The 26,293-nt window shown below is 72.0% G+C and carries 26 protein-coding genes and 2 pseudogenes; 10 read left to right on the top strand and 18 right to left on the bottom strand.

All coding sequences use genetic code 11. From position 1 onward, the window contains the following. Positions 1 to 115 precede the first annotated feature (115 nt). Both ACGF8A_RS25110 and ACGF8A_RS25105 read left to right on the top strand, forming a co-directional pair. Complete coding sequence (locus tag ACGF8A_RS25110; RefSeq protein WP_393111824.1) at positions 116 to 364, top strand: hypothetical protein; 249 nt, start codon at positions 116 to 118, stop codon at positions 362 to 364. Between the two features lie 14 nt (positions 365 to 378). Continuing rightward, positions 379 to 621 carry a hypothetical protein gene (locus ACGF8A_RS25105; RefSeq protein WP_244291822.1) on the top strand — a complete coding sequence of 81 codons (243 nt, stop codon included), beginning with the start codon at positions 379 to 381 and terminating at the stop codon, positions 619 to 621. A gap of 192 nt (positions 622 to 813) precedes the next feature. Here the strand turns inward: ACGF8A_RS25105 and ACGF8A_RS25100 are convergent. Then, a pseudogene (locus ACGF8A_RS25100) lies at positions 814 to 1,149 on the bottom strand (IS701 family transposase); the annotation flags it as partial. A 316-nt stretch (positions 1,150 to 1,465) separates the two neighbouring features. Between ACGF8A_RS25100 and ACGF8A_RS25095 the strand changes: the two are divergent. Both ACGF8A_RS25095 and ACGF8A_RS25090 read left to right on the top strand, forming a co-directional pair. Continuing rightward, the gene (locus ACGF8A_RS25095; protein ID WP_393111822.1) at positions 1,466 to 1,636 is read left to right on the top strand and encodes a transposase; all 171 of its coding nucleotides are present in this window, start codon (positions 1,466 to 1,468) and stop codon (positions 1,634 to 1,636) included. Then, positions 1,620 to 1,775 carry a hypothetical protein gene (locus ACGF8A_RS25090; RefSeq protein WP_393111820.1) on the top strand — a complete coding sequence of 52 codons (156 nt, stop codon included), beginning with the start codon at positions 1,620 to 1,622 and terminating at the stop codon, positions 1,773 to 1,775. Before ACGF8A_RS25095 ends, ACGF8A_RS25090 begins: the two co-directional genes overlap by 17 nt. A 289-nt stretch (positions 1,776 to 2,064) precedes the next feature. Here the strand turns inward: ACGF8A_RS25090 and ACGF8A_RS25085 are convergent, their stop codons facing one another. From ACGF8A_RS25085 to ACGF8A_RS25070, 4 genes and pseudogenes are all read right to left on the bottom strand, one after another. After that, the gene (locus ACGF8A_RS25085) at positions 2,065 to 2,667 is read right to left on the bottom strand and encodes a histidine phosphatase family protein (protein WP_393111818.1); all 603 of its coding nucleotides are present in this window, start codon (positions 2,665 to 2,667) and stop codon (positions 2,065 to 2,067) included. A gap of 900 nt (positions 2,668 to 3,567) precedes the next feature. Continuing rightward, positions 3,568 to 3,771: a DUF397 domain-containing protein gene (locus ACGF8A_RS25080; protein ID WP_393111816.1), complete on the bottom strand. Its 204-nt coding sequence runs from the start codon at positions 3,769 to 3,771 to the stop codon at positions 3,568 to 3,570. Continuing rightward, positions 3,771 to 4,214, bottom strand: a pseudogene (locus tag ACGF8A_RS25075) (DUF5753 domain-containing protein); the annotation flags it as partial. The gene ACGF8A_RS25080 and the pseudogene ACGF8A_RS25075, both read right to left, overlap by 1 nt. Positions 4,215 to 4,807: 593 nt before the next feature. Beyond that, positions 4,808 to 6,016 carry a pyridoxal phosphate-dependent aminotransferase gene (locus tag ACGF8A_RS25070; RefSeq protein ID WP_393111814.1) on the bottom strand — a complete coding sequence of 403 codons (1,209 nt, stop codon included), beginning with the start codon at positions 6,014 to 6,016 and terminating at the stop codon, positions 4,808 to 4,810. An 85-nt stretch (positions 6,017 to 6,101) separates the two neighbouring features. Between ACGF8A_RS25070 and ACGF8A_RS25065 the strand changes: the two genes are divergently transcribed. Further along, entirely contained in the window at positions 6,102 to 6,728 is a 627-nt protein-coding gene (locus ACGF8A_RS25065) for a winged helix-turn-helix transcriptional regulator (RefSeq protein WP_393111812.1), read from the top strand. A gap of 45 nt (positions 6,729 to 6,773) precedes the next feature. On the opposite strand, the gene ACGF8A_RS25060 is transcribed toward ACGF8A_RS25065, so the two are convergent. From ACGF8A_RS25060 to ACGF8A_RS25050, 3 genes are all read right to left on the bottom strand, one after another. Further along, positions 6,774 to 7,556, bottom strand: coding sequence for a hypothetical protein (locus tag ACGF8A_RS25060; RefSeq protein WP_393111810.1), 783 nt, complete (start codon positions 7,554 to 7,556; stop codon positions 6,774 to 6,776). Beyond that, entirely contained in the window at positions 7,556 to 8,818 is a 1,263-nt protein-coding gene (locus ACGF8A_RS25055) for a VWA domain-containing protein (protein ID WP_393111808.1), read from the bottom strand. Before ACGF8A_RS25055 ends, ACGF8A_RS25060 begins: the two co-directional genes overlap by 1 nt. An 89-nt stretch (positions 8,819 to 8,907) precedes the next feature. Then, positions 8,908 to 10,401, bottom strand: coding sequence for an IucA/IucC family protein (locus tag ACGF8A_RS25050; RefSeq protein ID WP_393111806.1), 1,494 nt, complete (start codon positions 10,399 to 10,401; stop codon positions 8,908 to 8,910). A gap of 112 nt (positions 10,402 to 10,513) precedes the next feature. Here ACGF8A_RS25050 and ACGF8A_RS25045 point away from each other — a divergent pair, with 112 nt between their 5' ends. Continuing rightward, positions 10,514 to 12,031 carry an IucA/IucC family protein gene (locus ACGF8A_RS25045; RefSeq protein ID WP_393111804.1) on the top strand — a complete coding sequence of 506 codons (1,518 nt, stop codon included), beginning with the start codon at positions 10,514 to 10,516 and terminating at the stop codon, positions 12,029 to 12,031. Positions 12,032 to 12,112: 81 nt separating this feature from the next. Beyond that, positions 12,113 to 13,114 (top strand): helix-turn-helix domain-containing protein, encoded by a 1,002-nt coding sequence (locus ACGF8A_RS25040; protein WP_393111802.1) that lies wholly within the window; start codon positions 12,113 to 12,115, stop codon positions 13,112 to 13,114. A 52-nt stretch (positions 13,115 to 13,166) separates the two neighbouring features. Here the strand turns inward: ACGF8A_RS25040 and ACGF8A_RS25035 are convergent, their stop codons facing one another. From ACGF8A_RS25035 to ACGF8A_RS25000, 8 genes are read right to left on the bottom strand one after another with little or no spacing between them, the layout of a single operon-like run. Then, positions 13,167 to 13,925, bottom strand: coding sequence for an SDR family NAD(P)-dependent oxidoreductase (locus tag ACGF8A_RS25035; protein ID WP_393111800.1), 759 nt, complete (start codon positions 13,923 to 13,925; stop codon positions 13,167 to 13,169). Positions 13,926 to 13,963: 38 nt separating this feature from the next. Then, a complete protein-coding gene (locus tag ACGF8A_RS25030) occupies positions 13,964 to 14,590 on the bottom strand; it encodes an SDR family oxidoreductase (RefSeq protein ID WP_393111798.1) in 627 nt (208 codons plus the stop codon). A gap of 23 nt (positions 14,591 to 14,613) precedes the next feature. Next, positions 14,614 to 15,756: a thiolase family protein gene (locus tag ACGF8A_RS25025; protein WP_393111796.1), complete on the bottom strand. Its 1,143-nt coding sequence runs from the start codon at positions 15,754 to 15,756 to the stop codon at positions 14,614 to 14,616. Further along, positions 15,753 to 16,190 carry a Zn-ribbon domain-containing OB-fold protein gene (locus ACGF8A_RS25020; protein WP_393111794.1) on the bottom strand — a complete coding sequence of 146 codons (438 nt, stop codon included), beginning with the start codon at positions 16,188 to 16,190 and terminating at the stop codon, positions 15,753 to 15,755. The genes ACGF8A_RS25025 and ACGF8A_RS25020 overlap by 4 nt, the downstream gene beginning before the upstream one ends. 32 nt (positions 16,191 to 16,222) lie before the next feature. Beyond that, complete coding sequence (locus ACGF8A_RS25015; protein ID WP_393111792.1) at positions 16,223 to 17,026, bottom strand: enoyl-CoA hydratase/isomerase family protein; 804 nt, start codon at positions 17,024 to 17,026, stop codon at positions 16,223 to 16,225. A 2-nt stretch (positions 17,027 to 17,028) separates the two neighbouring features. Continuing rightward, positions 17,029 to 18,246 carry a CaiB/BaiF CoA transferase family protein gene (locus ACGF8A_RS25010; protein WP_393111790.1) on the bottom strand — a complete coding sequence of 406 codons (1,218 nt, stop codon included), beginning with the start codon at positions 18,244 to 18,246 and terminating at the stop codon, positions 17,029 to 17,031. A 7-nt stretch (positions 18,247 to 18,253) separates the two neighbouring features. Beyond that, positions 18,254 to 19,492 carry a CoA transferase gene (locus ACGF8A_RS25005; RefSeq protein ID WP_393111788.1) on the bottom strand — a complete coding sequence of 413 codons (1,239 nt, stop codon included), beginning with the start codon at positions 19,490 to 19,492 and terminating at the stop codon, positions 18,254 to 18,256. A 2-nt stretch (positions 19,493 to 19,494) separates the two neighbouring features. Continuing rightward, entirely contained in the window at positions 19,495 to 20,859 is a 1,365-nt protein-coding gene (locus tag ACGF8A_RS25000; protein WP_393111786.1) for an SLC13 family permease, read from the bottom strand. A gap of 254 nt (positions 20,860 to 21,113) precedes the next feature. On the opposite strand from ACGF8A_RS25000, the gene ACGF8A_RS24995 reads away from it, so the two are divergent. Beyond that, complete coding sequence (locus tag ACGF8A_RS24995; protein WP_393111784.1) at positions 21,114 to 21,932, top strand: IclR family transcriptional regulator; 819 nt, start codon at positions 21,114 to 21,116, stop codon at positions 21,930 to 21,932. 152 nt (positions 21,933 to 22,084) lie between these two features. On the opposite strand, the gene ACGF8A_RS24990 is transcribed toward ACGF8A_RS24995, so the two are convergent. Next, a complete protein-coding gene (locus ACGF8A_RS24990) occupies positions 22,085 to 22,261 on the bottom strand; it encodes a hypothetical protein (protein WP_393111782.1) in 177 nt (58 codons plus the stop codon). Positions 22,262 to 22,419: 158 nt separating this feature from the next. Here ACGF8A_RS24990 and ACGF8A_RS24985 point away from each other — a divergent pair, with 158 nt between their 5' ends. Then, positions 22,420 to 22,896 carry a MarR family winged helix-turn-helix transcriptional regulator gene (locus tag ACGF8A_RS24985; RefSeq protein WP_393111780.1) on the top strand — a complete coding sequence of 159 codons (477 nt, stop codon included), beginning with the start codon at positions 22,420 to 22,422 and terminating at the stop codon, positions 22,894 to 22,896. A 70-nt stretch (positions 22,897 to 22,966) separates the two neighbouring features. On the opposite strand, the gene ACGF8A_RS24980 is transcribed toward ACGF8A_RS24985, so the two are convergent. Then, on the bottom strand, positions 22,967 to 23,440 hold the full coding sequence (locus tag ACGF8A_RS24980; protein WP_393111778.1) for a MarR family winged helix-turn-helix transcriptional regulator: 474 nt from the start codon (positions 23,438 to 23,440) through the stop codon (positions 22,967 to 22,969). A 233-nt stretch (positions 23,441 to 23,673) separates the two neighbouring features. On the opposite strand from ACGF8A_RS24980, the gene ACGF8A_RS24975 reads away from it, so the two are divergent. Next, positions 23,674 to 26,220, top strand: a complete 2,547-nt coding sequence (locus tag ACGF8A_RS24975; protein WP_393111776.1) for a SpoIIE family protein phosphatase — start codon at positions 23,674 to 23,676, stop codon at positions 26,218 to 26,220. The last annotated feature ends 73 nt before the right edge of the window (positions 26,221 to 26,293 follow it).

The following is a 26,293-nucleotide window of genomic DNA, read 5'->3' as shown; positions in this document are numbered from 1 at the left end:
GATCGCCGCCGCAGCCCTCGTCCTGCTCCAACTCGAATACGACCGCACCATCTGACGATCACACACCGTCATGATCCATTACTGGGAAAGGCTCAGTGGTTCACCGGCTAACACCATGGCTAACGCCAGCCGCTACAACAGCTTCTGGGACAAGTCGGCCGTCGTAATTCGCGATATTGCCGGTAGCCACATGTTGAACAATGGAAACAAGCGCACGGCCCAAGCTGTCGTGGAAGAGCTGATGCGTCGGAACCGGGTCACGAGTGGCCCAGCCTCTGCCGACCTTCGAAGCGTCATCGACAGAGTTGGTAAAGGTCAGCTGCACGACGTCAGCGACATCTCGGCAGCCTTGAGGGGTTACTGATGGGAGTACAAGGGATGGATATTGAGCAGCTCATGGAAAGGCTGGGCCGCTCAGGCGTCACCATGATCCTCAAGGTGGACGACGAGAGGATGGCGGAAGGTGGCGAGCCCTGGACTCTGGTGATGTCGGGGCCAGGACTGGGCGAGCAGGGATTCATTCGCGCTGAATCTTCCAGCCTGAGTGACTGTCTCGAACAGGGATTCAGCCGGTTGCGGTCCCGGCCCGGCGACTGGGAATGGTTGGCGGAATTCGCGTAGCCATTGCCACGCGGCCCTCCCGAGCTTTCGGGAGGGCCGCGTGGCGTTTGACGGCAGTAGTTGACGGCAACGTCAGCGGACGAGGGCGGAAAGGGGCGGCGGTTCGTCGCCGTCGCCGTTGGCCGATTCCATGGTCGTGCCCGGGTTCCGCGCAATTCGGCGGCCTAGTACTCCAGCTGTAGATCGTGATTTTCATGTCTGGGATGCGGCTTGTCGCCGGTAGTGGCTGGTGCGTGATCGTGCCTGGTGGCGACGGCGCCAGTCGGACCAGGCAAGCCGGTGGGCCGCGTCGCGGGCGGGCTGGACGACGAGCGTGATGAACAGGCGGCAGATCTCGTTGCAGGACAGTGGGATCAGGTCGTCCGGTGTGGAGCGGTGTGCGTGTTCGTCGGCGCGGGCGACGGCGAGGAAGGCGTGGGCCAGCATGGCGAGGGTGACCCAGCGGGCCCGGGAGGGGTAGCGGCGGACCTGGTGCTCGTCCAGTCCGGCCAGCCCCTTCTCGGTTTGGAAGGTCTCCTCCACATGCCACTCGACAAGCTCCCTGGGTGCTTCAGCTGATTCTCTCAATTTTACATCGGGTGATTTCGGGGTGCCGTACCATCTCCGCAGAAATCGCAGCAGGCCCGGGTTGTCGGTCGGAGTGAGAAAGTTCCTGTGAGACATTATGCGCTACATGCCGGGCTCGACGGGTGTCTGCAAAGCGCTAGCTAGCGGCTTCGGCGAGGCTTTGCGGCTGATCAGTTCCTTCAGTCATCCATGCCAAGGCTTCTTGGCCTGAGGTTCCCCCGAGATGCGGAGGATGGTGACAGAGGGGCAGATGGTTCTCATGAGAGGAACCTCGACCATGGCTGCCCTCAGGAAGTACTCGCTGGAGTTGCGTGAGCGTGCGGTGCGGATGTACCGGACCTCCGATCCGAAGCCGCAGATCAAGAAGCTCGCGGTCGACCTCGGCGTGCATCCCGAGGCCCTGCGCGGCTGGATCCGCCAGGCCGAGGTCGATGCCGGGCGAGCGTGACGACCGGCTGACCACCGACGAACGCGCCGAGCTCGCCGCGCTGCGCAAGGAGAACGCCCAGCTCAAGCGGGCGAACGAAGTTCTGCGGACGGCCTCGGCTCTTTTCGCGGCGCAACTCGACCCGACCCGGCCCAAGTGACGGGGCTCCTCGACGAGCACCCTCAGCTGGGGGTCGAGTGCGTACTGCGGGAACTGCACATCCCTTCCTCGACGTACTACGGCATGTGCTTCGGCGCTCATGGGCACGCCGTCCGGGCCGTCGAGCTCGCTGAGTGGCTCGGCGGTCTGCAGAAGCGTGTCACTGTCCTCGATCAGCCGAGTCCCGGCGGCCTGAAGCTGCGGACGGACCCGCTCACGGGCGTGCTGCTCTTCACGGTCGTCGCCGCTCCCACTGCACCTGGAACTCGAAGTCCCCACCGCTTCGAAGGCTACGACCCGGGTCTGACATTCCACGCCGCGATCACCGGCCGCCCGTGCTCGGTGCCCAGCCGGCACACCGTCCCCGTCGCCAGCTGGAACAGCGCGCCGTCCGCCGGCGGCAGCCCCAGCCGCCGGGCGGTGAGCACCCGCAGGAAGTGCCCGTGGGACACCAGCACCACCACGCCCTCGGTGTTGGCGAGGGCGGCGTCCACCTTGCTCAGCATCCGGTCGGCGCGCGCCCCGACCTGCTCCGCGCTCTCCCCGGGATGCTCCGGCGGCCCCGGGACCACCCCGTCCCTGAACAGGAACCAGTCCGGCCGTTCCTGCTGAATGTCGACGGTGGTGATCCCCTCGTATCCCCCGTAGTCCCACTCCACCAGATCCGCGTCCACCCGCACCGCGCCGTGCAGCCCGACCAGCTCGGCCGTCTCCCGCGCCCGCTGCAGCGGGCTGACGAAGCAGGCCCCGATCCGGTGCGACCGGATCAGCGGCACCAGCCCGCGCGCCTCCTCCCGGCCGTGCTCTGTCAGCGGTACGTCCGTCAGCCCGGTGTGCCGCCCGGACCGCGACCACTCGGTCTCGCCGTGCCGCACCAGCATGATGTCACCCATGCGGCACACGCTATGCGCCGGGCGCTGGTGGCGCCTGCGATGACACATACCCGCGCCGCCGCATCAGGCGGAGACGTGTGCAGTGGCCTGCTCACGCCGGTCATGGCATATGCGCCGGTCATGCGTGGTAGGTATGTCGGTCCGGCTGCCGTGATCAAGGGGGACGGGCGGGCGCGCGCCGGCGTGAGGAGATCACCAGTGCGGTGGACGTGGCTCGGGCTGGAAGGGGGATCGGGGCGCAACGCCTCGTGGACCTGCCTGGGCCGAGCGGTTTGCACCGGTGAGCCAGGCGTGTTCACGATTGACGCGCGGGGAACGATTTGCCCGCCGACCAGGTGGAGTCCCTGCGCCTGGCCGGACCCCACGAGCCGTCGGGCGACACGGCAGGGCACGCCGTACTGGAGGCCTCCCGGAGCGGCTCCGCGCTGACCGTGCGCGTCGCCGAGTTCGCGCAGCCACCCGACCCGCACCTGTGGGTGCGCAAGCAGCCGCCCGCCTTCCTCATCGAGGCACTGCGGGACCGGTTCCGCATCCTTCAGGACGCCCCTCCTGCCGCGCTGCCCGCAGAGGGACGCCCCGGCGGCGCTGCGGGGACGGCCGTCCCGCCGGCGGGTCTGCTCCCGGCGGGCAAGAGCACGCGGACGAGTTCTCCCGGCCGCCCACCTGTCCCTCCTGCCACCGCGACGACATCGAGATCCGCCGCGGTCAACGAGGCAACTGGTACTGGCGCTGCTACGACCGCACCTGCCCGCACGGCACGGGAAACCGGGCGTGGAAACGGGACATCGTCGTGGACCGGCGGGGGAGGAAGGCACGGTGCGGCCGGCCGGTGTCGGGTGATCTACGTCAACGCCCCGCGCCCGGTACGCAACCGGACGCGGGGCGTCGGCATGTCGTACGTCAGTGATCGGCGGCGTACGAGACGAAGGCGGCCCACTGCTGGGCCCCGAAGCCGAGCTGGGGGCCCTGCGCGCGCTTCGAGTCCCGTACGTGAACGGTCTCGGGGGCGAAGGCGACCTCCACGCACTCCGGGCCTTCATTCGTGCTGTAGCTGCTCTTGAACCACTCCAGCGCGGAACCTTTCCCCGTCGAGGGGTTGCTCATCACGTCTCTCCCAGCACTTTCTCGATGAAGGCCAGTGACTCACGGGGGGTGAGGGCCTGGGCCCGGATGATGCCATAGTGGATCTCGGCCAGCTGGACCTCCTTGGGGTGCGAGATCAGCCGACTGATGAGGTGAGCCTCGTTGTGCCCCACGGTGTCTCCCTCCTTGAGCCGGAGCAGCTGAAACGGCCCCGCCAGACCGCCGTGGTCCTCACGATCCGTGGGCATCACCTGGATCTCCACGTTCCGTCGGGTGCCGGCCTCCAACAGGCGTTCGAGCTGCTTCCGCATCACCATTCTGCCCCCGAGCGGGCGGCGCAGCGTCACCTCTTCCTGGACAAAACTGAAGACGGGTGCGGGCTGCCGGTCGAAGAGTTCCTGCCGCGCCAGGCGCGCCGTGACCAGCCGCTCCACCTCCTCCTCGCTGAACGGCGGACGCCGCATCCCCTGCCGACCGTGCGCAGTACCGCCGCCGACTCCTCGTCATCGGTGCCGTACGGCTCCATGCCGTCACCGTTCTGCGGCCCCTGCCCCGTCACACCCATGCTGCTCCACCTCCACGTGCCGCCCGTCCTCAACTCCCGACCGGTGCACGGCGTAATGCCATGCCGCCCGGACACGGCCGGACAGCGACCGGACAGTGACGCTGAGTACCGCCGTCGTCATTGGTCAGGGCAGAGACGGCCGACCACGCTGAGTGACGTGAACGCCGATATTGCCCACTCGACGGCCCCCCGGGACCCACCCAGCCCACCACCCCCACCCGCCACTTCACCTCCGCCTCTCGGTCACCCCTGGAGGCGCCCGCCTCGCCCGCCGCCTCGCCGCCGAGCAACTCCACACCCGGGGCCGGCCGTACGACACGGAGGCCAACCGCACAGCGGCACTGCTGGTGGCCGAACTCGCCACGAACGCGGCGGCGCACGGCCGGGTCAGGGGCCGCGACTTCCGTCTCCGTCTCACCCTCCACCCCGAGGACGCGACGCTCCGCATCGAACTCACGGACCCCCGCCCCGACCGACTGGGACCGTTCGCCGCTACTGCCGGTACCCGCCGAGGAACCGCCCGATCCGCCCGATGGCCGCCTCCAGATCATCCGCGTGCGGCAACGTCAGGATCCGGAAGTGGTCGGGGGTCGGCCAGTTGAAGCCCGTGCCCTGGACCACCTGGATCTTCTCCCGAAGCAGCAGGTCCAGGACGAACTTCTCGTCGTCGTGGATCTTGTGCACCTTGGGGTCCAGGCGCGGGAACGCGTACAGCGCGCCCTTCGGCTTCACGCACGACACGCCGGGGATCTCGTTGAGCTTCTCCCAGGCCACGCTGCGCTGCTCGTGGAGCCGGCCGCCCGGCGAGGTCAGCTCGTGGATGGACTGGCGACCGCCGAGCGCCGCCTGGATGGCGTACTGTGCGGGCGCGTTGGAGCACAGCCGCATGGAGGCCAGCATGGTCAGGCCCTCCAGATAGTCCTTCGCGTGCTGCCTGGGTCCGGTCACCACCAGCCAGCCGGAGCGGAAGCCGGCCACGCGGTACGTCTTGGACAGGCCGCAGAAGGTGAGGACCACGAGGTCCGGGGCGAGCGCGGCGGCCGAGTGGTGCACGGCGTCGTCGTACAGGATCTGGTCGTAGATCTCGTCGGCGAACACCATCAGGCCGTGCCTGCGGGCCAGGTCGAGGACGCCCTCGACGATCTCCTTCGGGTAGACCGCGCCGGTGGGGTTGTTCGGGTTGATGATGACCACGGCCTTCGTGCGGTCCGTGATCTTCGACGCCATGTCGTCCAGGTCGGGGTACCACTCGGCCTGCTCGTCGCAGAGGTAGTGCACCGCCTTGCCGCCGGCGAGGGTGGTCACCGCCGTCCAGAGCGGGAAGTCGGGGGCGGGGATGAGGATCTCGTCGCCGTCCTCCACCAGCGCCTGGACGGCCATCGACACGAGCTCGGAGACGCCGTTGCCGAGGAAGACGTCGTCGACGCCGACCTCCAGGCCGAGCGTCTGGTAGCGCTGGGCGACCGCGCGGCGGGCGGAGAGGATGCCGCGCGAGTCGGTGTAGCCGTGCGCCTGCGGCAGCATCCGGATCATGTCCTGGAGGATCTCCTCCGGCGCCTCGAAGCCGAAGAGCGCCGGGTTGCCGGTGTTGAGGCGCAGCACGCTGTGACCCGCCTCCTCCAGCGCGTCGGCGTGCTCGATCACCGGGCCGCGGATCTCGTAGCAGACCTCGCTCAGCTTGTTCGACTGCCGGAACTCCATGCGGTGCGCCCCTCCGGTTGTGGTGTTGCTTGGTTTTACCAAGTGTGAGCTTGGAAAGTCCAATGACATGTCTAGACTGCGTCGCATGCCACCTCGTCGAAGTTACGACCAGTACTGCTCCGCCGCGCGCGCGCTCGATGTCGTCGGCGACCGCTGGACCCTGCTGATCGTGCGTGAACTCCTCGCGGGTCCGCGCCGCTACACGGACCTGCACGCGGATCTGCCGGGCGTCAGCACGGACGTACTGGCGTCCCGGCTGAAGGACATGGAGCGCGACGGGCTGACGACCAGGCGCCGGCTGCCGCCGCCCGGCGCGGCGTACGTCTACGAACTCACCCGGCGTGGCCGGGAGTTGCTGCCCGTGCTCCAGGCGCTCGGCGTCTGGGGGCAGGCCGGGCTCGGCGAGCGGCGGCCCACGGACGCGGTCCGCGCCCACTGGTTCGCGCTGCCCCTGCTTCGGGCGCTGGAGGGCGAGGGGCTCGTCGAAGTGCGGCTGGAGGAAGGCGACTTCCACCTGTACGTCGGTGCGGAGGGGGGGCCCGTGTGCGGCGACGGACCCGCGCCGGGCGAACCCGACGCGGTGCTGGTTCTCGACACCGCCACATGTGCGGCGGTCGGCCGTGGCGAGGTGAGCGTGATCGACGCGGTCCGGGACGGACGGATCACGGTGACCGGTGACGGCACGGTGGCCAAGGCGTTGCGGGAGGCGTGACGGAAAGGCGGAAGGCCCGCACTGGGCGGGCCTTCCGGTACGGCGTCAGGGTCGGCTCGGTCGCCCCGACCCCCGCGTCAGCGCATACCCCCCGACTCCGGCCAGCGCGGCCAGCGCGCCGCCCACCGCCGTCCACACCCAGCGGTCGGACCACCAGCCGGAGGCCCAGCCGTCCTCCGGCTCGATGCTCGACAGGACGGCCGAATCCTCCTGGTCCTTCTCCGACGTGACGGCGGCTCCCGGCACCAGCGGCTCGGCCAGCGCCCCGTCCACCGCCGCCGCGCCGCCGATCTCCTTGACGTCCACCCGCACCTCGGTGCTCACCGGCAGCCCCAGGTCCGACGTCGGCAGACCCACCGCCGTGAGACGGACGTAGTACGTGCCCGGCAGCGGGTCGTCGGCCCACGGCTCCGACCAGGCACGGACCGTGCGCATCGTGCACGCCAGCTCCACGGAGGCCGCGTCCGCCGGGGCGGTCCGCGTCTGGGACCCGTACTGGCAGGCCTGGCGGCGCCGCAGACCGTCGTACACGTCGATCTGCCAGGTCTCGGCGGCGTGGGTGTCGGGCAGCTTCACCGTCGCCCTGACGGTGGGCCGCCGGCCGGCGTCCGCCGGGAACGACCAGTAGAGGTAGTCGCCCGCGGAGCCGTTCGCCGTGGCCGTCTGTCCCGGGTCGAACTCGGTCGCCGTACGGAACGACGTGCCCGCCTCGGTCGGGGCGGCCGCGTCGTCGTCCGACGGACTGGCCGACGGGGAGTCGGCCGCGGCCGGAGCGACGGCCCAGCCCAGCGCCAGCAGAGCGACGCCCAAAGCCCTTACGCTACGCATCAGTTGCTCCTCCAGACCGCGACCCGCCAGCGCGAGAGCCAGCCCCACAGCAGACCGGCGACGAAACCGGTCAGGACGAGGGCGCCGAGCAGCCACCAGCCGCGCCCGAGGCCGAAGGCGGCCACATCGCTCGACGGCGAGGGCCCGTCGACGACGTCGATCGTCAGCTCCAGCGGCAGCCCGGGCGTGGTCTTCACGCCGGACGCAGCCGAGAAGGAGTGGGTGACCTGAAGGCACACGCTCTCCGCCGCGGGCTCGTCCTCGTCGCTGTCGCGCTTCGGGTAGCGCAGCCCAGTCGAGATGACATCCGTGCGGCCGTTGCCCGCCGCCTCGCCCCGTACGATCTCGCGGCCCTTGACGGTGACCGCCCGCAGCAGCACCCCGTAGGACGGATTCACGTCCCGGTCCGCCGACACGCTCACGGAGGCGCGCAGTTCCTGGCCGGGCAGCACGTCCACCCGGAACCAGCGCTGCTGCCCGAACTCCTCGCGGTCCGTGTAAAGGCCCGACTTCACCGTCGGCGCCTGAGCGCACCGCTGCGCGCCCTCGACGGCCACCGGCGTCACCACCGGGTCGGCGGCCCGGTCGACCAACTGATTGACACGGTCGGTGAGTTCGTCCGTGTGCCGCACCGAGGTGTAGGTGCCGCCGGTCGCCTCGGCGATGCAGCTCAGCTGCTGCCGCATCCTGGTGCTGGGCACCAGGCCGAGCGTGTCGATGGTCAGGCCGATGCCCTTGGCGGCGATCTCGCGGGCCACCTCGCACGGGTCGAGCGGGGCGCAGGTGTCCTCGCCGTCGCTGATCAGCACGATCCGCTTGGAGCCGGTGCCGCCGTCGAGGTCGCCGGCCGCCTTCAGCAGCGCCGGGCCGATCGGGGTCCAGCCGGTCGGTGTCAGCGTGGCCACCGCCGCCTTGGCCTCGGTGCGGTCCAGCGGGCCGACCGGGTAGAGCTGCGCGGTGTCCTTGCAGCCCGTCTTCTGGTCGTCCCCGGGGTAGTTGGCGCCGAGGGTGCGGATGCCGAGCTGCACGTCCTCGGGCGTCGCGTCCAGCACCTCGTTGAACGCCTGCTTCGCCGCCGCCATCCGCGACTGGCCGTCGATGTCCCGCGCCCGCATCGAACCGCTGACGTCCAGTACGAGGTCGACCTTGGGCGCGGCGGCCGTGGTCTCGTCGGCGAGCGCCGTCGACGGGAGCGCGATCCCGGCCGCCAGCGCGGCGAGCAGGGCGCAGGCCCCCGCCGCCAGCCGTTGTCTTGTGATCATCGGCGGATCCTATTGATCAGAGGTGTCGGGCTCCAAAACAGCAGATCGTCGGGCCCGCACGGCAGGCCGTCCGGCTCCCCAACAGCCGGTCAAAGAAGCGGATTGGGCAGCTCCGTCCACAGATCGCCGACCCGCCCCGGCGACAGCCGCATCAGCGTCAGCGCCTTCGCCGGCAGGGGCTCCTCGCACAGCGCGGCGAGGTCGGCCGTACGCGGATGCTCCCGTACGGCCGTCCTGAGCGCCTCCGCCAGCGCCGGCCCCGACCCGGCGGCACCGGCCAGGGCGCCCCCCACCAACGAACCGAACACCTTGCGCCGCAGCGCCGTCACGTCGTCCGTGAGGATGCGGGCGGGCAGCTGCGGGACCGGGATGCCGTGCCGGGCCAGCCGGGCCGGGCTGACCCGGATGTCGGCCAGGTCGCGGTAGACCAGCCGCACCGGCACGCCGCTTTCGGACAGCACGACGAGCAGGTTCTGGCCGTGCGCCTCCAGCGCCACACCCAGGTCCAGCAACCGCAGCCCGACGGCGAGGGCGAGCCGCGCGAACTCGCCCAGCCAGGCCGCGGACCGCCCGAGCCCCGTGGTCGCGAGCGCCGCCACCGGCAGCACACGCTCACCGGCACCCCCGTATTCCCCCGGTGACTCCCGCAGCACGGCCGCCAGATCCGGGGAGCCGTCCGTGACCGCGCCCAGCGTGCGCGTGACGTGCATCAGGCCGTCCGTGCGCGCCGCCAGTTCCTCCGCGAACGCCGAAAGAGTCATGGACGCGGCGACCGACGGCACCGAGATGTCCCGCACCGACGACGTCAGACGCGCGCTGAGCGCCGTCTTGACATGCACTGCGTCGTCCAACGCGAGCGTGCGCAAGGACATCAGCGGGTGCCCGGTGAGCCGCTCCTCGCACGTCCGCTTCAGGACGTGGGCCGCCTGCCAGGGGTGCACCGGGATCAGCACGCGCCGCCCGTCGCGCAGCGCGTCCGGCCAGGCCCCCGTCACCAGGCACGCCTCCGCCGGGACCGGGACCAGACCGAGTCCCACCACGGGACGGTGCTCGGGGGCGTGGGCGAGCTGCTCGGCCACCGAGAACCCCGGCCGGGAGCGGCAGTTCGGGTGGTACGGATGCCCGTCCACCACCCGCTGCTCCCACTCCCAGTCCTTTTCGGGCCACCCTTCAGGATGAGTCGGCTGCGCCGCCCTTGACAGGGCCAGGGAGGCGGCGCTGTGGTCGAGGTCCACGGCGAGTTCCGCGCCGTGCGGTACCGCGAGATCCGTCATCAGCAGTGCCGGACGGTCGTACGGCACGCCGTCCAGCCGTACGGCGGTGACGTACGCGGCGGTCGCGTACGGGTCCGGCTCGGGCCCGTGCAGCCGGCGGCCGTCGCGCAGCCGCACGGTGACGCCGTCACGCCCCGGCACACGGCCCTCGATCCAGGGGAGCGGCTCATGGGTGAGCGCACGCCACAGGCGCGTCAGCACGGCCGCCCGGGCGGCGGGCAGTTCGGCCGCGTACCGCGCGGCGAGGTCCGGGCGGACGACGGACAGTTCGTCGGCGACCCCGGCCTCGGCGGTGGGGGGACGGTGCACGGGCGGGCTCCTCGGGGCGGGTCGGGCCAGGACGGCCTGACCTGGGCGGTCACGGCGGCGGATGACGACCGGGATACTGATCGTCTCCGCACGAATGAACCGTAGGGAACGAGTGGAACGCGTGGACCTCATCCCCCCACCCGGCGGCGCCGACGCCGCGGCACCCGACGACGTCGGCGATCTGGCCGACGCCTACGCGGCCGCGCCGCTGCTCAACTGTCTGCTGCGCGAGGTGGCCCGGCCGCTGCCCGGCCGGGAAGGGGTCCACCGGCTGCCCGGCGGTGACCGGCTGCTGCGGGTGCGCGGCGGCCGGCGGCCCACCGCACCCGAGGTGTACACGCCACGCGGCTGGCACCGCCTCGACCACACCGAACTCGTCAAGCTCGTCGCCGAGGAGCTGCGCCGCCACACCGGCCTGGCCAACCACGAGCTGCCCGCCGAGATGTCCGACAGCCGGGACGCCGTCGCCGCCATCCTCACCGCACGCGCGCGTGCCACCCCGCCCGAGGACCCCTATCTGCTCTCCGAGCAGTCCCTGGTCACCGGCCATCCCCACCACCCCGCCCCCAAGGCGCGCGGCGGCGGACCGGTCGCCGGCTGGCTCCCCTACGCCCCCGAGGCGCACGCCCGCTTCCCCCTCGTCCTGCTCGGGCTGCGTGAGGACACCGTCGTCGAGGAGGGGGACACCTCGGCGCTCGACGCCCTCGGCGAGCCCCCGCCCGGCTACCGGCTGCTGCCCGCCCACCCCTGGCAGCTCGACCTGACCGCCCGCGACCTCGCCCCCGCCTTCGCCGACGGGCGGCTCATCCGGCTGGGCACCACCGCCTCTCCGGTCTGGCCCACGGCCGCGATCCGCACGGTGTACGCCCCGGAGCGCGACCTCTTCCTCAAGTTCAGCCTCGACGTGCGCATCACCAACGACGTACGCCGGCTGTGGCGGCACGACCTGCTCCGGCTGCGCCGTACCGACGCCGCCACGAGCCGGGCTTTCGCGGGGGTTACGGCGGCCTGGCTGACGGACCGGGGATACCGCACCGCCGGGTTCGCCTTCGAGGAACTCGCCGTCCTGGTCCGTGACGGGCTGCGCGGTCACCTCCTGCCCGGCGCGACCCCCTTCCTGGCCGCGGGACTGGCCGAAGGCTTCACGGGCAGCCCGCTGGACGGCGCGACGGACCCGGCGCGCTGGTGGGAGGCGTATCTGCGCCAGATGGTGCCGCCGGTCCTCGGGGCCTTTGCCCGCCACGGCGTCGTCGTCGAGGCCCACCTGCAGAACTCGCTGGTCGCCTGTGACGCAGACGGGGCCCCCGTGCAGGCGCTGTTCCGGGACGCGGAGGGCGTGAAGCTGCTGCCGGAGGTGTCGCGGGCGGCCGGGTGGGAGCGGCTGGTGTACTGCCTGGTCGTCAACCACCTGGTCGAGGTGGCCGGGGCACTGGCCGAACGGCACGCGGGAGTGGACCCCTGGCCCGCCGTCCGCCGCGAGCTGGCCCGGCACGACCTGCCCGAGGTCGCCGCACTGCTCACCGCGCCGACACTCCCCGCGAAGACCAACCTGCTGCTGCGCTGGACGGGCGCGGACGGCGCCGACGCCCGCTACCGGCCGTTGCCCAACCCGCTGCTGACCGGGGGATAGGCCCCGGTCAGCCGTGCGCACGCCTGGCTTACTCTGACCGGTGTGCCGGACGGTGGCCGGCCAGGGGCGGAAGGGCGGAGCATGCTGGAGCCGGTGGGACTCACGGACGCCGAGACCGACGCGTACCGCGCCCTCGTCCTCGCCGTCACGGCGTCGGCGTCGGACGTGGCCACGTCGACGGGCACGGACGCCGGGACCGCCCGGCGCCTCCTCGCGGCGCTGGAGGAGAAGGGCCTGGCCCGCGGTGTGGAAGGCGCGCCGGGGCGGTTCGCCGCCAACCCGCCCGATGTCACACTGCTGCCGCGGCTCGAACGCCGGGCCGGCGACCTGGACAAGGCCCGCAGCGTCATCGCCGAGCTCATGGAGGCCTACCGCCGCCACGCCTGGGCCCGTGACGCGGGCGAGGTCGTCGAGATCGTCACCGGCGCCGGGGCGCTGCGCCAGCGTCTGCAGCAGGTCCAGTCGACCGCCCGCAGTGAACTGCTCTGGTTCTGCAAGGCGCAGTACGTCGCGATGCCGTCGGGTACCAACGAGGCCGAGTTCGAGGCCATGGCCGGAGGGGTCGCCTACCGGGTCCTGTACGAGCAGGCGTTCTTCGACGACGCGGGCGCCGTCGACAACGTCGTCAAGGCCGTGCGGGCGGGTGAGGTGGCGCGCGCCGTGCCCGCGCTCCCACTGCGCATGGCCGTCGCCGACCGGTGCCTGGCCATCTGCCCCCTGGCACCGGCCGGCCCGGCGAGCGACCCCCGCGACGTGACGGCCGCCGTCATCCGCGGCAGCAGCCTGCTGGCGGCGCTCGTGGCGCTCTTCGAGCGCTACTGGGAGATAGGCGTGCCCCTGCACGTCACCCCGGAGGGCCGGCTCGGCGGATCCGGCGCGCAGACCGACCCCACCGCGCTCACGGCGGACGACCGGCACCTGCTGTCGCTGATGGTCGCCGGACTCACGGACCATGCCATCGCCGGCCAGCTCAACATCAGCCGCCGTACCGTCCAGCGCCGTATCCAGGGCCTGATGAGCCTCGCGGGCGTCGCCACCAGGATGCAGCTCGGCTGGCACGCCGCCCGCCGCGGCTGGATCTGAGCCGGGTGCGGGGACCCGTGCACCGGCGGCGGGTCCCCGCACCCCGGGACGCTCAGGCGCGGGCGGGCTGGGCGTACAGGCTCTTGCCGCCGCAGACGTACAGCACCTGGCCGGTGACCGACCGGCTCGCGGGCGAGGCGAAGAACCGCGCGGCCCAGGCCACGTCGGCCGGTTCGCCCAGCGTGCCCATGGGCTGGGCCAGCAGCAGCCGGTCCATGACCTCCGGGGGCTCGCGGCGCAGCAGCGGCGTGTCGATCAGGCCCGGGGCCAGGCAGTTGACGGTGATGCCGTACTTCGCCAGCTCGATGGCGAGGGACCGGGTGGCCGAGACGACGCCGCCCTTGGAGGAGGCGTAGGACAGCTGGCCGTACCAGCCGAGCCAGGCCCGGGACGCCACGTTGACGATGCGCCCGGTGCGGCGCGGGATCATGGACGCGGCGGCCGCCTGGCTGCACAGGAAGACGCCGGTCTGGTTGACGGCGACGGTCCTTGCCCACTCCTCGTCGGTGATGTTGCGGACGCCGTGGTCGATGCTGATGCCCGCGTTGTTCACGAGGACGTCCACCGGGCCGAGCCGCTCCTCGACGCCGGCGAAGAGCCGCGCCACCGTCTCGCGCGAGGCGACGTCCACGGGCAGCCCGACCGCTTTCGCGCCCAGTTCCCGGAGTTGCCGGGCGGCGCGCTCCGCCCGGTCGGCGTCGATGTCCGCGACGGCCACGCTCGCTCCGGCGGTGGCGAACTCGCGGGCGACCGCCAGCCCGATGCCGCTGCCGCCACCGGTGACCACGGCCACCTGTCCGCCGAGATCCATGGGTGTTCCTTCGTTCTGGTTCATCGTGCTTTCCGGGTTCAGACGGACAGGCTGGACAGCAGGCTCGCACCGCCGCAGACGTACAGGACCTGGCCGGTGACGTAGCCGCTGCGGGCGTCCACGAGGAACGCGGCGGTCTCGGCGATGTCCTGAGCGGTCACCGGATGCGGAGTGAGCGCCTCGGGCTCGTACAGGTGGGTGTTCTCGGGGCGGCCGGAGTCACGCAGCGGGCTGCCCTCGGGCGGCAGCGCGGCGATCACGTTCACCGTGGTGCCGGTGCGGCCCAGCCGCAGCGCCAGGCTGCGGGCCGTGGAGATGAGCGCCCCGCTCTCGGCCGCCAGGTCGGGCCGGCTCGGCCAGCCCAGCCCGTCGCGGCTCGCCACGACGACGACACGGCAGCCGCCGTGCTCCCGGGGACGCAGACGCGGACCCAGCAGGTCGAGTGCGGTGACGAGCTGCTCCGCCGGGCGTCCGGAGACCTCGTCGTCCAGCAGTCCGGGCTCGTGGACGACGACGTCGTAGGGACCTGCCGGTTCGGCAGGGACGCGCGCGGCGGTCTCGACGGCGTGACCGGCGGCCCTGAGCCGGGCGGCGATCGCGCGCGCGGTGGCGGTGCCGGCCGGGTCCAGGACCAGGGCGCGGCGAGGGGAGGTGGTGTCGGACATGAGGAGAAGGCCTCTCGGTCGGCTCAGTCGGAGGTGAGGATGTGGACGGAGCACGCGCCGTTGTCGACGCCGAAGATGCCGCCGCCGGTGACATGGGTGAGTGCCACGGAGGCGCCCGGCACCTGGAGATCTCCGGCCTGGCCGGTGAGCTGCCAGTAGGCCTCGCAGATCTGGGTGACCCCGGTGGCGCCGACGGGGTGGCCACGGGACATCAGGCCCCCGCTCGGGCTGACGGCGACGCGTCCGCCCCGTTCGAACTCACCGTTCCTGACGGCCTGGTGGGCCTTGCCGCGCTCCGCGATGCCGAGGGCCTCGGAGTGCAGGAGCTCGGCGATGCTGAAGGCGTCGTGCAGTTCGACCACGTCGAGGTCGCCCGGCGACAGCCCGGCCAGGTCGTACGCGGCCCAGGCCGTGCGCTCGGTGATGTCGGGCCAGGTCATGTCCCGGTACCCGGTGTGGAAGGTGCCCGACCGTACGACGCTGGCGCGCATGCGCACGCTCGGCGTTCCCAGGTCGCGGGCGGCCTCGGCGGTGCACAGCAGCACCGCGGCGGCGCCGTCGCTGTTGGGGCAGCAGTGCAGCAGGCGCAGCGGGTCCGCAACCGGCCGCGAGGCGGCGACGTCGGCCTCGGAGACCTCGCGCCGGAAGTGGGCGCGGGGATTGAGCGCGCCGTTGCGGCGGTTCTTGACGGACACGGCGGTCAGGTCGCCCACCGAGGCGCCGAAGTCGTGCAGATACCGCTGGGCGCGCATGGCGTACGCGGCGGGCATGACCATGCCCTGCTCGATCTCGATGTCGTTGGTTGTCAGCGGGAGCGTGCCGCCGCCGAACGACGAGAGGTTCTCGGCGCCGAAGGCGATCACGACGTCGGCGGCCCCGGACGCCACTGCCTGCCAGCCCAGGTGCACCGCGGAGGCGCCGCTCGCGCACGCGTTCTCGACGGTGAAGACCGGCGGGCCGGACACGCCGGCGTGCTGCAGGACGCGCTGCGCGAGCAGCGAGCCGCCGTACGTCGAACCGCCGAAGCCGGCGTCGACCGCGTCCGGTGTGACACCGGTACGGCCGAGCAGTTCCCGGACGGCCCGTTGGCCGAGGTCGGCGGCGGTCAGGCCGGGGTGCTTGCCGAACGGGTGGACGGCCGCGCCGGCGACGTGGACGGCTCTCATCGGGTACCTCCGGTGATTTCGCGGCCGTCGACCGGGGTCACGGCGTACGAGGTGAGCGCGGACTCGCCGGTGCCGGCGATGGGCGCGACGGTCAGCCGCACCGGGGTGTCCGGTGCCAGCGCCTGCGAGGCCCCGGGGCTGTGGGCGAGGAGACGTACGCCGCTGATGTCGACGTACGCCAGGACGTAGGGGGCCTGGAAGCCGTGCGGGGCGATTCTGACGACGCTGGAGGCGTAGACGCGGCCCTCCGGCTCGCTCTCCACGTTCTGCACGTCGGCCGACGCGCAGCGGGCGCACGCCTCGCGGGGCGGGAACCAGCGGGCCGCGCAGTTCTCGCAGACGGTGATGGTCAGCGTCGTGCGCTGCGCGTTCCGGCGGGTCCACTCGGCTCCGACCTGGCGGCCGGCCGACGGTGGCGACTGGGATGACGACATGGGATGCGAACTCCTCACGTGGACAGGGGGGATCAGCGGCCGTGGAACTCGGGCGGGCGCCGCTCGGCGAAGGCGGTACGGCCTTCCACGCGGTCGTCGGTGTCCCGCAGCACGCCCCACAGCAGTTGCTCGACGGCGATCGACTGGGTCAGCGGCAGGTCCTGCGTGCGGTCGGCGAGGGCCTTGAGGCTCTTGACCGCCAACGGGCCGTTGGCCGCGATGCGGTCGGCGATGTCCAGCGCGGTGGGCAACAGGTCCCCGGTGGGCACGACATCGCTGACGAGGCCGACGCGATGGGCCTCCTGGGCGCCGATGCGGTCGCCGGTGAGGATCATCTTCATGGCCACCGCGCGGGGGATCGCGCGCAGCAGCCTGGTCACGCCGCCCACCGCGGGAACGCTGGCGACGCGGGCCTCCGGCAGGCCGAAGGTGGCGTTCTCACCCGCGATCCGCACGTCGCACTCCAGCGCGATCTCGGCGCCGCCGCCGAGGGCGTGCCCGTTGACGGCGGCGATCAGCGGCTTGCCGATGCCGAGCTCGCTGAGCGTGAGGGCACGGACGTACAGCCCCTCCTCGACGCTCTGCTCGTACGGCGCGAAGTAGGCGCCGGCGAACGAACTCCGCGGCGGGAGCGTCTTCTTCAGGTCGGCGCCGGTGCAGAAGGCGCGGTCTCCGGCGCCGGTGATGACGCCGACGGCGAGCTTGGGGTCGTCGCGGAAGTCGCGCAGCACCTCGTTGAGGGCGCGCATGGCGTCCACGTCGAGCGCGTTGAGCGCTTCCGGGCGGTTGATGCGCACGATCAGCGTCCTGTCCGTGCGCTCGGTCTCGATGGCCATGGTCAGCCCACCACTCCTTCATTCGCGAGGTGTTCGTACGTGCCGGGGTCCAGGCCGAGCAGGTCCACGCAGACTTCGCGGGTGTCGGCGCCGAGCAGGGGCGCCGGTGCGCGCAGTGCGCCCGGGGTGGCGGACAGCCGGTAGGGGATGTTGTCGTAGACGCTGGGGCCCATGACGGGGTGGTCCAGGACGGACCAGTGGCCCCGTGCGTTCAACTGCGGGTCGGCGAGGACCTGTTCGGCGTCGCTCACCTCGGCGGCCGCGACGCCTGCCGCGGTGAGCGCGTCCGCCAGTGCGCCCGCCTGCCGGGAGGCGGTTTGCGACGCCATGAGCTCGTCCAGCTCCTGGCGGGCGGCGCGGCGGCCCTCGGCGGTCGCGAGATCCGGCCGCGATGTCCAGGCGGGGTTCCCCAGGGTCCGGGCGAGCGCGGTCCACTGGCCGTCGGTGCAGACGCTCACGGCGCACCAGCGGTCCTCGCCGGCACAGGGGTAGACGCCGTGCGGTGCCGCGACCGCGTCCGCGTTCCCGGACCGGCCGGTGGGCAGCCCGGCGGCCGCCGCGAGCAGCGCGGGGCCGATCACGTTGACCGTGGACTCCAGCTGGGCCAGCTCGATGTACTGCCCCTCGCCGGTCCGGCGCCGGCGGCGCAGCGCGGCGAGGACCGCGACCGCCGCGTGCAGCGGATTGGGCACGTGGTCGGGGTAGTTGGTGCCCGTGCCCACCGGAGGCCGGCCGGGGTGACCCGTCAGCCCCAGCAGGCCGCCGGCCGCGGCGATGGTCAGGCCGTAGCCGCGGAAGTCGCGGTGCGGTCCGGCGTTGCCCTGCATCGGCATGTCCAGGTAGACGATGTCCGGCCGCACTTCGAGGACGTCCTGGTGACCGAGGCCGAGCCGGTCCATCGTGCCGGGCGTGAAGTTGTTCGCCACGACGTCGCTGCGCGCGATGAGTTCGAGGGCCAGGTCCCTGCCGCGCGGGTCCTTGAGGTCCAGGCAGACGGACCGCTTGCTGGTGTTGCGGTTGGCGAAGTAGCCGCTGCGGTCGGTGCCGGGGGAGCCGTCACGGAACGGGGCCATGCCGCGGATCGGGTCGGTGCGTGTACGGGACTCGATCTTGATCACGTCGGCGCCGTGGTCGGCGAGCGGTTTGGTCAGGAACGGGCCCGCGCCGACCCAGGTGAAGTCGGCGACGCGTATCCCGTCGAGCGGGAGCCGGGAGGACATGGTGCGGTTACTCCTTGGGGCGTGCGGGCGTGGGGGTGGTGGTGCCGGGGAGCGCGTCCAGCACCGCGCGCGTGTGGGCGCCGGGTGCCGGGGCGTCGCCCGGCGCGACGTCCAGGCCGCCGAAGCGGTACGGCGATCCGGGGAAGGGCAGGGTGGCGTCGCCGACGGCGACCTGCCGGAAGAAGGCGCGCTCGGTGAGCTGAGGGCTGGTCAGCAGGTCCTCGGGGGTGGCGACCGGCGCGATGCTGATGCCACGCCGCTGCCCGCCCTCGTAGAGCTCCCGCTTGGTGCGCGGCGCGGCGAACCGCTCGAAGAGCGTCCGGAACGTGCGCACCCCGCTCGCGCTGCGGCGCCAGGCCCGCTGCTGCCAACGGGGTTCACGCAGCCGCGCGGCCTCCTTCAGGCCCCCGGCCTGCAGCCACTCGGTCAGCGCGTCCCAGGCCAGCGGGAGCCCGCCGAGGCCTCCCACCAGGTAGATCCAGCCGTCGGCACAGGCGAACAGGCCGGTTCCGGCCTCGGCGGGCCCGGCGCCGGCGCGTGTCCTGACAATGCCTTCGAGGTCGACGTACTGGACGGCGTTCTCCAGCGAGTGGGCCACCGCCTCCTGGGCGGACACGTCCACGATCTGGCCGTGGCCGCCGTCCTCCAGCGCGAGCAGGGCGATCAGTGCGGCGGTGGCCGCGTGCACACCGGCGATGAGCGAACTCTGCTCGCCCCAGGCCCGCACCGGCGGCAGGTCCGGATCCCCGGCCAGGGCGAGCAGCCCGCCTGCCGCGAGCAGGGTCAGGTCCGAGGCCGGGCGGTCCGCCCAGGGCCCGGTGAGCCCGAACGGGCTGACGGACACATGGATCAGGCCGGGATGCCGGCGCGTGACGTCGTCCGGGTGCAGCCCGCGCCCGCGCAGTCCTGCCGGACCCTCACTGGTGAGCAGGACCTGCGCGCCGGCCAGCAGTCGCTCCAGTTGATTCGCCCGGCCGGGGTCCGCGAGGTCCAGTACGACGCTGCGTTTGCCGGCCTCGGTGAAGGCGAACGTCAGGCTCGTGCCGTCCTCGGTCAGTGGGGGCACCGCACGCTCCGGCAGGCCGCCCGGAGGCTCGACTCGGACGACGTCGGCGCCGAGATCGGCGAACAGGCGGCCGGTGTACGCGCCGAGGCGTGTGGTCAGGTCGATGACGCGGACACCGTCGAGCGGGCGTGCGGCGCTCGCGTACGGGGCGATCGGGCCGGGGCTGTCGTGCACGGTCATGTTCACCAATCCGCCAGAACGGTCAGGCCGGCCCAGCTCACCAGGGGCGCGGCCAGGACGAGGCCGAAGCCCCACTTCATGAGGTGCCGGTAGACGACGGCCTGCTTCTCCTCGGGCGCGTTGGCGACGACGATCGCGCCGTTGGTGGAGAAGGGGCTGGAGTCGACCACGGACGAGGAGATGGACAGCGCGGCGACCAGTCCGACCGCACCCACCTGACCCGTGGCCAGGAGTGGAACGGCCAGCGGGATCAGGGCGCCCAGGATGCCGGTGGTGGACGCGAAGGCCGAGACGACGGCGGCGATGTAGCAGATCAGCAACGCGGCGAGAAGCGGTGCGTCCAGCTTCGAGATGGCGTCACCGAGGTAGTCGACCGTCCCGACGCTCTGCATGAGGCCGCTGTAGGTGACGATGCCGCAGACCAGGAGCACGATCCCCCAGCTGATCTGGCCGACGGCGTCCTTGGCCTGCGCGGGCGAGAGCAGGGTGAGGACGACGGCCGCCGTCAGGGCCATCAGACCGACGTCGAGGTCGAGCACCAGGGCGCCGCCCACCATGGCGACCATGCTCAGCAGGGTGACGGCGCGGTCCCGGTCGAGGGCGAGCGCCGGCGTCGGCGGCACCGTCTTCGGCGGGGCCCCGGTCTCGGGAAGCCGCGTCGCTACGCCGGTCCCAGCGGGCCGTCCGCCGGGCTCGGGCGACCTCGGAACGCCGCGAGCGCCGCCGGGGGCGGTGTCCGTGTCGGGGTCCGAGCGCCCCGCGCGCAGGAGCTTTCGGCCGCCGAAGGCGAAGAAGACCCCGAGGCCCAGCAGCACGTTGAAGACGACGTTGCTCAGGAAGAGGCCCGTGGCGTCGCCCGGGATACCGCTGCGCTCGACGACTCCGCTGGTGACCACGCCCAGGACGCCGAGGGGGGAGAAGTTCCCGGCCGCGGAGCCGTGGACCACCATGAGGCCCATGAGCAGGGGATTGATCCCGTAGCGGGCCGCGAACACCATCCCGACGGGGGCGATGATCGCGACGGCCGCGGGGCTGACCGCGCCGAGCGCCACGAGGACGCCGCTGATCACGAACATGACCCAGGGAATGGCCGCCACCCTGCCGCCCACCGCGCGGACGGCGGCCTGGACCAGCCATTCGACGGTGCCGTTGTTCCGGGCGATCGCGAACAGGTACGTGACGCCGACGAGGATGACGAACAGTTCGGCCGGGAAGCCGGCGAGCACCTCGGACGCGTCCATCCCCAGCATCCCGACGCCGACCGCGAATGCCGCGACGAAGGCCAGGGCGCCGAGGTTCACCGCACGGACCGTGCCGATCACGAAGATCGCCAGCAGCGCGGCGATGGATACAAGCTCTGCGGACAAAAGGGATCTCCTAGCTGTCGCGGATCCAGCTGCCGTATCGCCGCCGGGGGCCACTGCGTCACTTCGAGTTTTCGAAGTTGACTTCGCATTTACGTAGTCGGGGATGCTAGGTCGACAGAGAAGTGCAGTCAAGAGGTCCCGTTTTATGAACCGTCGGCGGCGGTGATGGCTCCCGGCGCTTCGTATACCCGAATAGTGTTTCGGGAGTGCATGGACGACGCTGACTGCCTCGACATCGAAAGAGGGGACACGCCATGAACCCGGCCCGTATCGACCGGGCGCTGGTGATCCTGGGGTACCTGGCCCAGCACCAGGAGGGCTGCACGCTCAAGCGCCTGTGTGACGACCTCGCGCTGCCCATGAGCAGCGCGCACGACCTTCTTCAGGCGCTGGTCGAGATCGACGCGGTCAAGCTCCTCGGGCAGCGCACGTACGCTCTCGGTCCCCGCTCCGTGGTGCTCGCCCTGTCGATCGTGGACAGTGTCGACATCCGGCGTGTCAGCCGGCCCTACCTGGCCGAGCTGTGTGAGGAGATCAACGAGAACACCTACCTGGCCGTGCGGAGCGGCAGCAGCGTCGTCTACGCGGACCGCCAGGAGGCGGGTCAGACCCTCTCCGTCGTCATGAAGCTGGGCGGGCCGCGCCCGCTGCACAGTTCGGCCGTCGGCAAGCTCATGGCCGCCCGCAACGAGGACCTCGAACAACGTGTCCTGCACGCGCCCGAGTTGGAGCAGTCCACCCCGTACACGCTGGTGCGCAGGGACCGTCTGCGCCGCGAGTTCGAGAACATCCGCGCCTGCGGCTACAGCGTGAGCGACGGTGAGAGTGTCGAAGGGATCCTCGGCGTCGCCACCCCCGTCGTCGACGCGTCCGGCGCTGTGAGCGCCGCGGTGCACGTGTCCGCGCCCCGGGGGCGGCTGTCCCCGGACCGGCTGCCGTTCGTCGTGGCCGCGATGTCGCGGACCGCCGCGCAGATCTCGCGGCAGCTCGGGGCCGCGCAGGACGCGGTCACGCTCAGAACCATCGACGAGATCCGCGACTTCGAGCGGGAACGGCACGGCGCGCGAAGCTGACAGGGCGGTGTCCATGCGCGCGCTCCCCAGGGCGCGTACGGACACCGCCCACGGCCGCCCGCGCCGCTCTGCGGGTACGGCCCCTGCACCCTGTCGCCACCCGATGCGGTGCAGGTGTCGGTGTGGCGGGCCCGCTTCAGCGGGCCCGCGCGTCAGTCACTCCCGCCGGGCAGCTCGGCTTCCCGGACGCGCCGGTGCCTGCCGCTGCCGGGCAGCCCGAGGAGCACGGGGTGTTCGTGGGCGCGCCGGCCGCGGTGGCGGCCGCCACCGGTGGCATCGCCTGTCGGGTGCAGCTGTGCGGTGGTCAGGAAGATCGTGGTCTTGGGCATGGGAACTCCGGGAAACGCAGAGGTCGAAGCGGTGGCCGTGGTCGGGGCCGGTGAGTCTGCGGCTCCTGGCCATCGCGCTTATATTGAACCTAACAGATGATTTATGAAGTTCAATGGTTTAACCATGGTGATGGTTCTCTCCTTGATAGTGTGGGGGCATGAGCGTGAACGAATCCGTGTCCGGTGCGGCCGGGAGTGATCCTCTGAACCGGCTCGGATTCCTGCTGGCAAGGAACGGCGCCATCGCGAACAGTCGTGTCCACCATGCCTTCGAGGGCTGTGGGCTGGCCGCCCGGCCGGGTGCGGTGCTGATGCTTGTGGGCAGGACCGGATTCATGAGCCAGCAGGCCCTGGCGACGGCGCTCGAGGTGGACCCCAGCGTCATGGTCGGGATTCTGAACGAACTGGAGTCCGCTCAGCTCGTGGAGCGCCGGCGCGACCCCTCCGACCGTCGGCGCCACATCGTCGCCATCACGGAGGAGGGGCGCGCCCTCTTGGGGCAGGCTCAGGATGCCGTGGCCGAGGTGGAGCGCGGGCTCTTCGCCGACCTCTCGCCCGAGGAGGTCGCGACCCTGCGTGATCTGCTGGCTCGCGTTCGCACCAGCCCCGGCGACCCGGCCTGCGCCGAGGAGTGACCGGCGCCCTGCCCGCATGCGCAGCCGGGTCTCCCTGACGGCACGGTGGCCCCGGGTTCCGGTGTGGTCGCTACTCGGTGCAGGCGGGCTCGTCCGCAGGTGTCTCGATCCTCAGGAGCAGGCTGCGCAGCGTGGCGATCTCCTCCGGGGAGAGATGGCCGAACAGGCGCTGCTCCACATCGGTCACGGCCTGATCGGTCTTGGCCAGGAGGCATCTGCCCTCGCTGGTGATGGCGACGATGTGACGCCGGCGGTCGGACGGGTCGCGACGGCGCTCCGCCAGCCGCGCGGACTCCAGCTCGTTCAGAATCCCGACCATCACGCTCGGGTCGACGCCGAGCGCCGCGGCGAGGGCCTGCTGTCCCATGGACCCCGACGTGCCCAGCAGAATCAGCGCCGTGCCCTGCCGTGGGGTGAGCCGGAAGCCCTCCAGGGCGCGCCGGATCCGGCTGTCCGCCACTGCGCCGTGCCTGGCCAGCAGGAATCCGAGCCGGTCCAGGAGATCGCTCTCCGCGTCGTCTGTCGGGCGCGCGTCAACTGTCACACCTCGATGCTAGCAGTGGGTAAATCGTCAGACGATGCTTATCGTTAATCCGATTCCATCAATTCGGTTCGGTGCCGACCGTGGCGTAGGCGGAGCTCACGCGGGCGTGACGCGCTCGGTGCGGCGCCGTCCTGCCCTCGGTCGTGCGGGCGCGCGGAGTCTGTGCGTGCTCGCGGGCCCTGGAGGAGACTGGACGGGTGCTAGGCTCCGCGGCGAGGGAGAGCTGATCCTTTATGTCTGCGTCGCACACCACCGGCAGGGGGCGCCCGGTTCATGACCCCGGGGCCCCGGAGCGGATTCACGTCCTGGTCGACCGCCAGGGGCGCCTGACGGGATGGAGTCCGGCCGCCGAGAAACTGCTCGGCTACCCGGAGGAGGCCGTACGGGGACGTCCCGCCCTGGGGTTGCTGGCCGACCCGGCTGTCGACGGGCGTCCGCCCGGCCCCGGTGAGGACTACGCCGTCTCGTTGCGGCGCCGCGACGGTGGCGTGGTGAGGTGCCGGCTGGCCGTCCGGCCCCAGGGCGTGGGTGACAAGGGCTCGGGGTGGGAGGTGCTCCTCGCCCCCCTGGAACAGGACGGGACGGGGGCGGCAGGGCAGGACGGCACCCCCGAGCTGGAGAGGGCGCTTCTGGAGACGCTCTTCACGCTCTCACCCGTGGGCTTGTTCCTCCTCGACCCCCAACTGCGCATGATCCGGTTCAACCCCGCGGGCGAGGGCATGCAGGGCGTCTCCGTGGAGGAAGCGGTCGGCAGGCGCCCGACGGAGGTGTGGACCGGCGTGGAGAGGGTGGAGCGAGTCATGGCGGAGGTGCTCGCCACGGGCCGGCCGGCGATCGGCATCGAGAAGCGGGTGCGTCCCCCGGGCGATCCGGACCACGATCATGTCTACTCGGCCTCCGTCTTCCGCCTGGAGGACGCCCGGGGCAGGATCCTCGGCATCGCCGACGCCACCGTCGACGTCACCGACCGCCACCTCGCCCACGAGCGGCTGACCGTGCTCGCCCGGGCCAGCTCCCGGATCGGCTCCACGCTGGACGCGCTGGACACGGCCCGGGGCCTGGCGGAGGTGTCGGTGCCCGTGGCGGCCGACGGTGTCGCGGTCGAGGTGCTCGAAGAAGTGCTCGCGGGCGAGGACCTGACGGCAGGGCCCGTGCGGCCCGGCGCTGTGCTGCGCCGGGCCGCTTCGTGCTTCCGGGACGACCGGACCTCCGGGACGGCCGCCGGCCATGAAGGCCCGCTCCCCGGCGCGGTGGCCGCCGAGGTCCTCGCCGATCTCGAGCCGCGTCTGGTGGATCCGCTGAGCTCCCTGGGGAGGAAGGTCCTGCGTGGCATGGGGAACCCCACGCGAGGAGGGGAGGAGGCGCACTCGCTGATCGTGGCGCCGCTCGCCGCCCAGGACCGGGCGCTCGGCCTCGCGGTCTTCTGCCGCTGGGGAGGGACCAGGCCCTTCGGGTCCGATGACCTGACCCTGGTCGCGCAGCTCGCGCGGCGCACCGCCGAGAGTCTGGACAACGCCCGCCGGCATCTGCGCGAGCACAACTCCCTGGTCGCCCTCCAGCACACCTTGCGTCCGGGTGGACTCCCGCCCCAGCAGGCGCTGGAAGTGGCGCACAACTCCGTGTCCGCCGGGTCGGGCGGTGACTGGGTCGACGCCGTACCGCTCTCCGGAGCCCGGGTGGCCCTGGTGGCCGGACACGTGCCGGGCCGGGGCATCCAGTCCGCCGCGGCGGCAGGAGGGCTGCGGGCCGCGTTGCAGACGTTGTCGGACCTGGACCTGGAACCGGACGAACTTCTCGCCCGGCTCGACGACATGGTGCGCGGGACCAGCGGGGCGAACGGTCACGGCGGCGGCGACGGCCACCTCCTGGCGCCGGGCTCCGGCAGGTCCCGCGACGGTCAGTTGTGCGGCGCCACGTGCCTCTACCTCATCTACGATCCCCTGTCCCGGCGCTGCTCGGCTTCCTCGGCCGGCCACCCGTGGCCAATGGTGGTGCATCCGGACGGCACGGTGTGGAACGTGCGGGGTCCCGCAGGAGACGCGTTGTGCTGCCCGGGTGCGCCGTTCGGCAGGGAGGACTTCGAGGTGCCCGAGAACTCGAGGCTCGTCCTCTACACCCCTGGGCTCCTCCAGGCGGAGCGGGCGGCAGAGGTGGGACAGCCGGGGCAGCCGGGACAGGGGCAGGCAGGACGGGACGGACAGGCGCCGACGACGGGACAGACGGGGCAGCGGGGACAGGCGATGGGGCAAGGGCCCGAGGATCCGGCCCTGCGGCGCCTGACCGAGCTGCTCAGCCGCTCCCACGGTTCGGTGCAGGCGATGTGCAGCGCGCTGACCGACGCGCTGCTCCCACCCCACCCCCGCGACGACGCGGCCGTTCTGGTCGCCCGCACCCATGAGCTGGACCCGGCCCACGTCGCCTCGTGGGACCTCCCGAGCGATCCCGCCACGGTTGCCACGGCCCGCTCCCTCGCCGCCCGGCAGCTCACCGCGTGGGGCCTGGCCGAAAAGGCCTTCGTCACCGAACTGATCGTCAGTGAGCTCGTCACCAACGCCATCCGGTACGGCAAGCCGCCGGTGACGCTCCGGCTGATCCGGGGCCACGTCCTGACATGCGAGGTCTCCGACGGCAGTAGTACGTCTCCGCGGCTGCGGCATGCCCGGACCACCGACGAGGGCGGTCGCGGACTGCTCCTCGTCGCGCGGACCTCGGACCGCTGGGGGACCCGCTACACGGACGACGGAAAGATCGTCTGGGTCGAGCAGAGCACCACCGGCTGAGCGAGCTGCCGCGCGCGGTGCCACGCGGACGACGCTGTCGGCGTGGCACCGGCGCGGACCCGGCCGCACGGGC

Source organism: Streptomyces sp. NPDC047706, from assembly GCF_043204795.1.
GTDB lineage: Bacteria > Actinomycetota > Actinomycetes > Streptomycetales > Streptomycetaceae > Streptomyces.
Note: the sequence above shows the minus strand (reverse complement) of the source record. Positions and strands in the feature narration are given on the sequence as shown.

Excerpts from the sequence above, each read along its gene's own strand:
- ACGF8A_RS25110 (WP_393111824.1), top strand. The coding sequence starts at position 116 with ATGGCTAACGCCAGCCGCTACAACAGCTTCTGGGACAAGTCGGCCGTC.
- ACGF8A_RS25105 (WP_244291822.1), top strand. The coding sequence starts at position 379 with ATGGATATTGAGCAGCTCATGGAAAGGCTGGGCCGCTCAGGCGTCACC.
- ACGF8A_RS25095 (WP_393111822.1), top strand. The coding sequence starts at position 1,466 with ATGGCTGCCCTCAGGAAGTACTCGCTGGAGTTGCGTGAGCGTGCGGTG.
- ACGF8A_RS25090 (WP_393111820.1), top strand. The coding sequence starts at position 1,620 with ATGCCGGGCGAGCGTGACGACCGGCTGACCACCGACGAACGCGCCGAG.
- ACGF8A_RS25085 (WP_393111818.1), bottom strand. The coding sequence starts at position 2,667 with ATGGGTGACATCATGCTGGTGCGGCACGGCGAGACCGAGTGGTCGCGG.
- ACGF8A_RS25080 (WP_393111816.1), bottom strand. The coding sequence starts at position 3,771 with ATGAGCAACCCCTCGACGGGGAAAGGTTCCGCGCTGGAGTGGTTCAAG.
- ACGF8A_RS25070 (WP_393111814.1), bottom strand. The coding sequence starts at position 6,016 with ATGGAGTTCCGGCAGTCGAACAAGCTGAGCGAGGTCTGCTACGAGATC.
- ACGF8A_RS25065 (WP_393111812.1), top strand. The coding sequence starts at position 6,102 with ATGCCACCTCGTCGAAGTTACGACCAGTACTGCTCCGCCGCGCGCGCG.
- ACGF8A_RS25060 (WP_393111810.1), bottom strand. The coding sequence starts at position 7,556 with ATGCGTAGCGTAAGGGCTTTGGGCGTCGCTCTGCTGGCGCTGGGCTGG.
- ACGF8A_RS25055 (WP_393111808.1), bottom strand. The coding sequence starts at position 8,818 with ATGATCACAAGACAACGGCTGGCGGCGGGGGCCTGCGCCCTGCTCGCC.
- ACGF8A_RS25040 (WP_393111802.1), top strand. The coding sequence starts at position 12,113 with ATGCTGGAGCCGGTGGGACTCACGGACGCCGAGACCGACGCGTACCGC.
- ACGF8A_RS25035 (WP_393111800.1), bottom strand. The coding sequence starts at position 13,925 with ATGGATCTCGGCGGACAGGTGGCCGTGGTCACCGGTGGCGGCAGCGGC.
- ACGF8A_RS25030 (WP_393111798.1), bottom strand. The coding sequence starts at position 14,590 with ATGTCCGACACCACCTCCCCTCGCCGCGCCCTGGTCCTGGACCCGGCC.
- ACGF8A_RS25025 (WP_393111796.1), bottom strand. The coding sequence starts at position 15,756 with ATGAGAGCCGTCCACGTCGCCGGCGCGGCCGTCCACCCGTTCGGCAAG.
- ACGF8A_RS25020 (WP_393111794.1), bottom strand. The coding sequence starts at position 16,190 with ATGTCGTCATCCCAGTCGCCACCGTCGGCCGGCCGCCAGGTCGGAGCC.
- ACGF8A_RS25015 (WP_393111792.1), bottom strand. The coding sequence starts at position 17,026 with ATGGCCATCGAGACCGAGCGCACGGACAGGACGCTGATCGTGCGCATC.
- ACGF8A_RS25010 (WP_393111790.1), bottom strand. The coding sequence starts at position 18,246 with ATGTCCTCCCGGCTCCCGCTCGACGGGATACGCGTCGCCGACTTCACC.
- ACGF8A_RS25005 (WP_393111788.1), bottom strand. The coding sequence starts at position 19,492 with ATGACCGTGCACGACAGCCCCGGCCCGATCGCCCCGTACGCGAGCGCC.
- ACGF8A_RS24995 (WP_393111784.1), top strand. The coding sequence starts at position 21,114 with ATGAACCCGGCCCGTATCGACCGGGCGCTGGTGATCCTGGGGTACCTG.
- ACGF8A_RS24990 (WP_393111782.1), bottom strand. The coding sequence starts at position 22,261 with ATGCCCAAGACCACGATCTTCCTGACCACCGCACAGCTGCACCCGACA.
- ACGF8A_RS24985 (WP_393111780.1), top strand. The coding sequence starts at position 22,420 with ATGAGCGTGAACGAATCCGTGTCCGGTGCGGCCGGGAGTGATCCTCTG.
- ACGF8A_RS24975 (WP_393111776.1), top strand. The coding sequence starts at position 23,674 with ATGTCTGCGTCGCACACCACCGGCAGGGGGCGCCCGGTTCATGACCCC.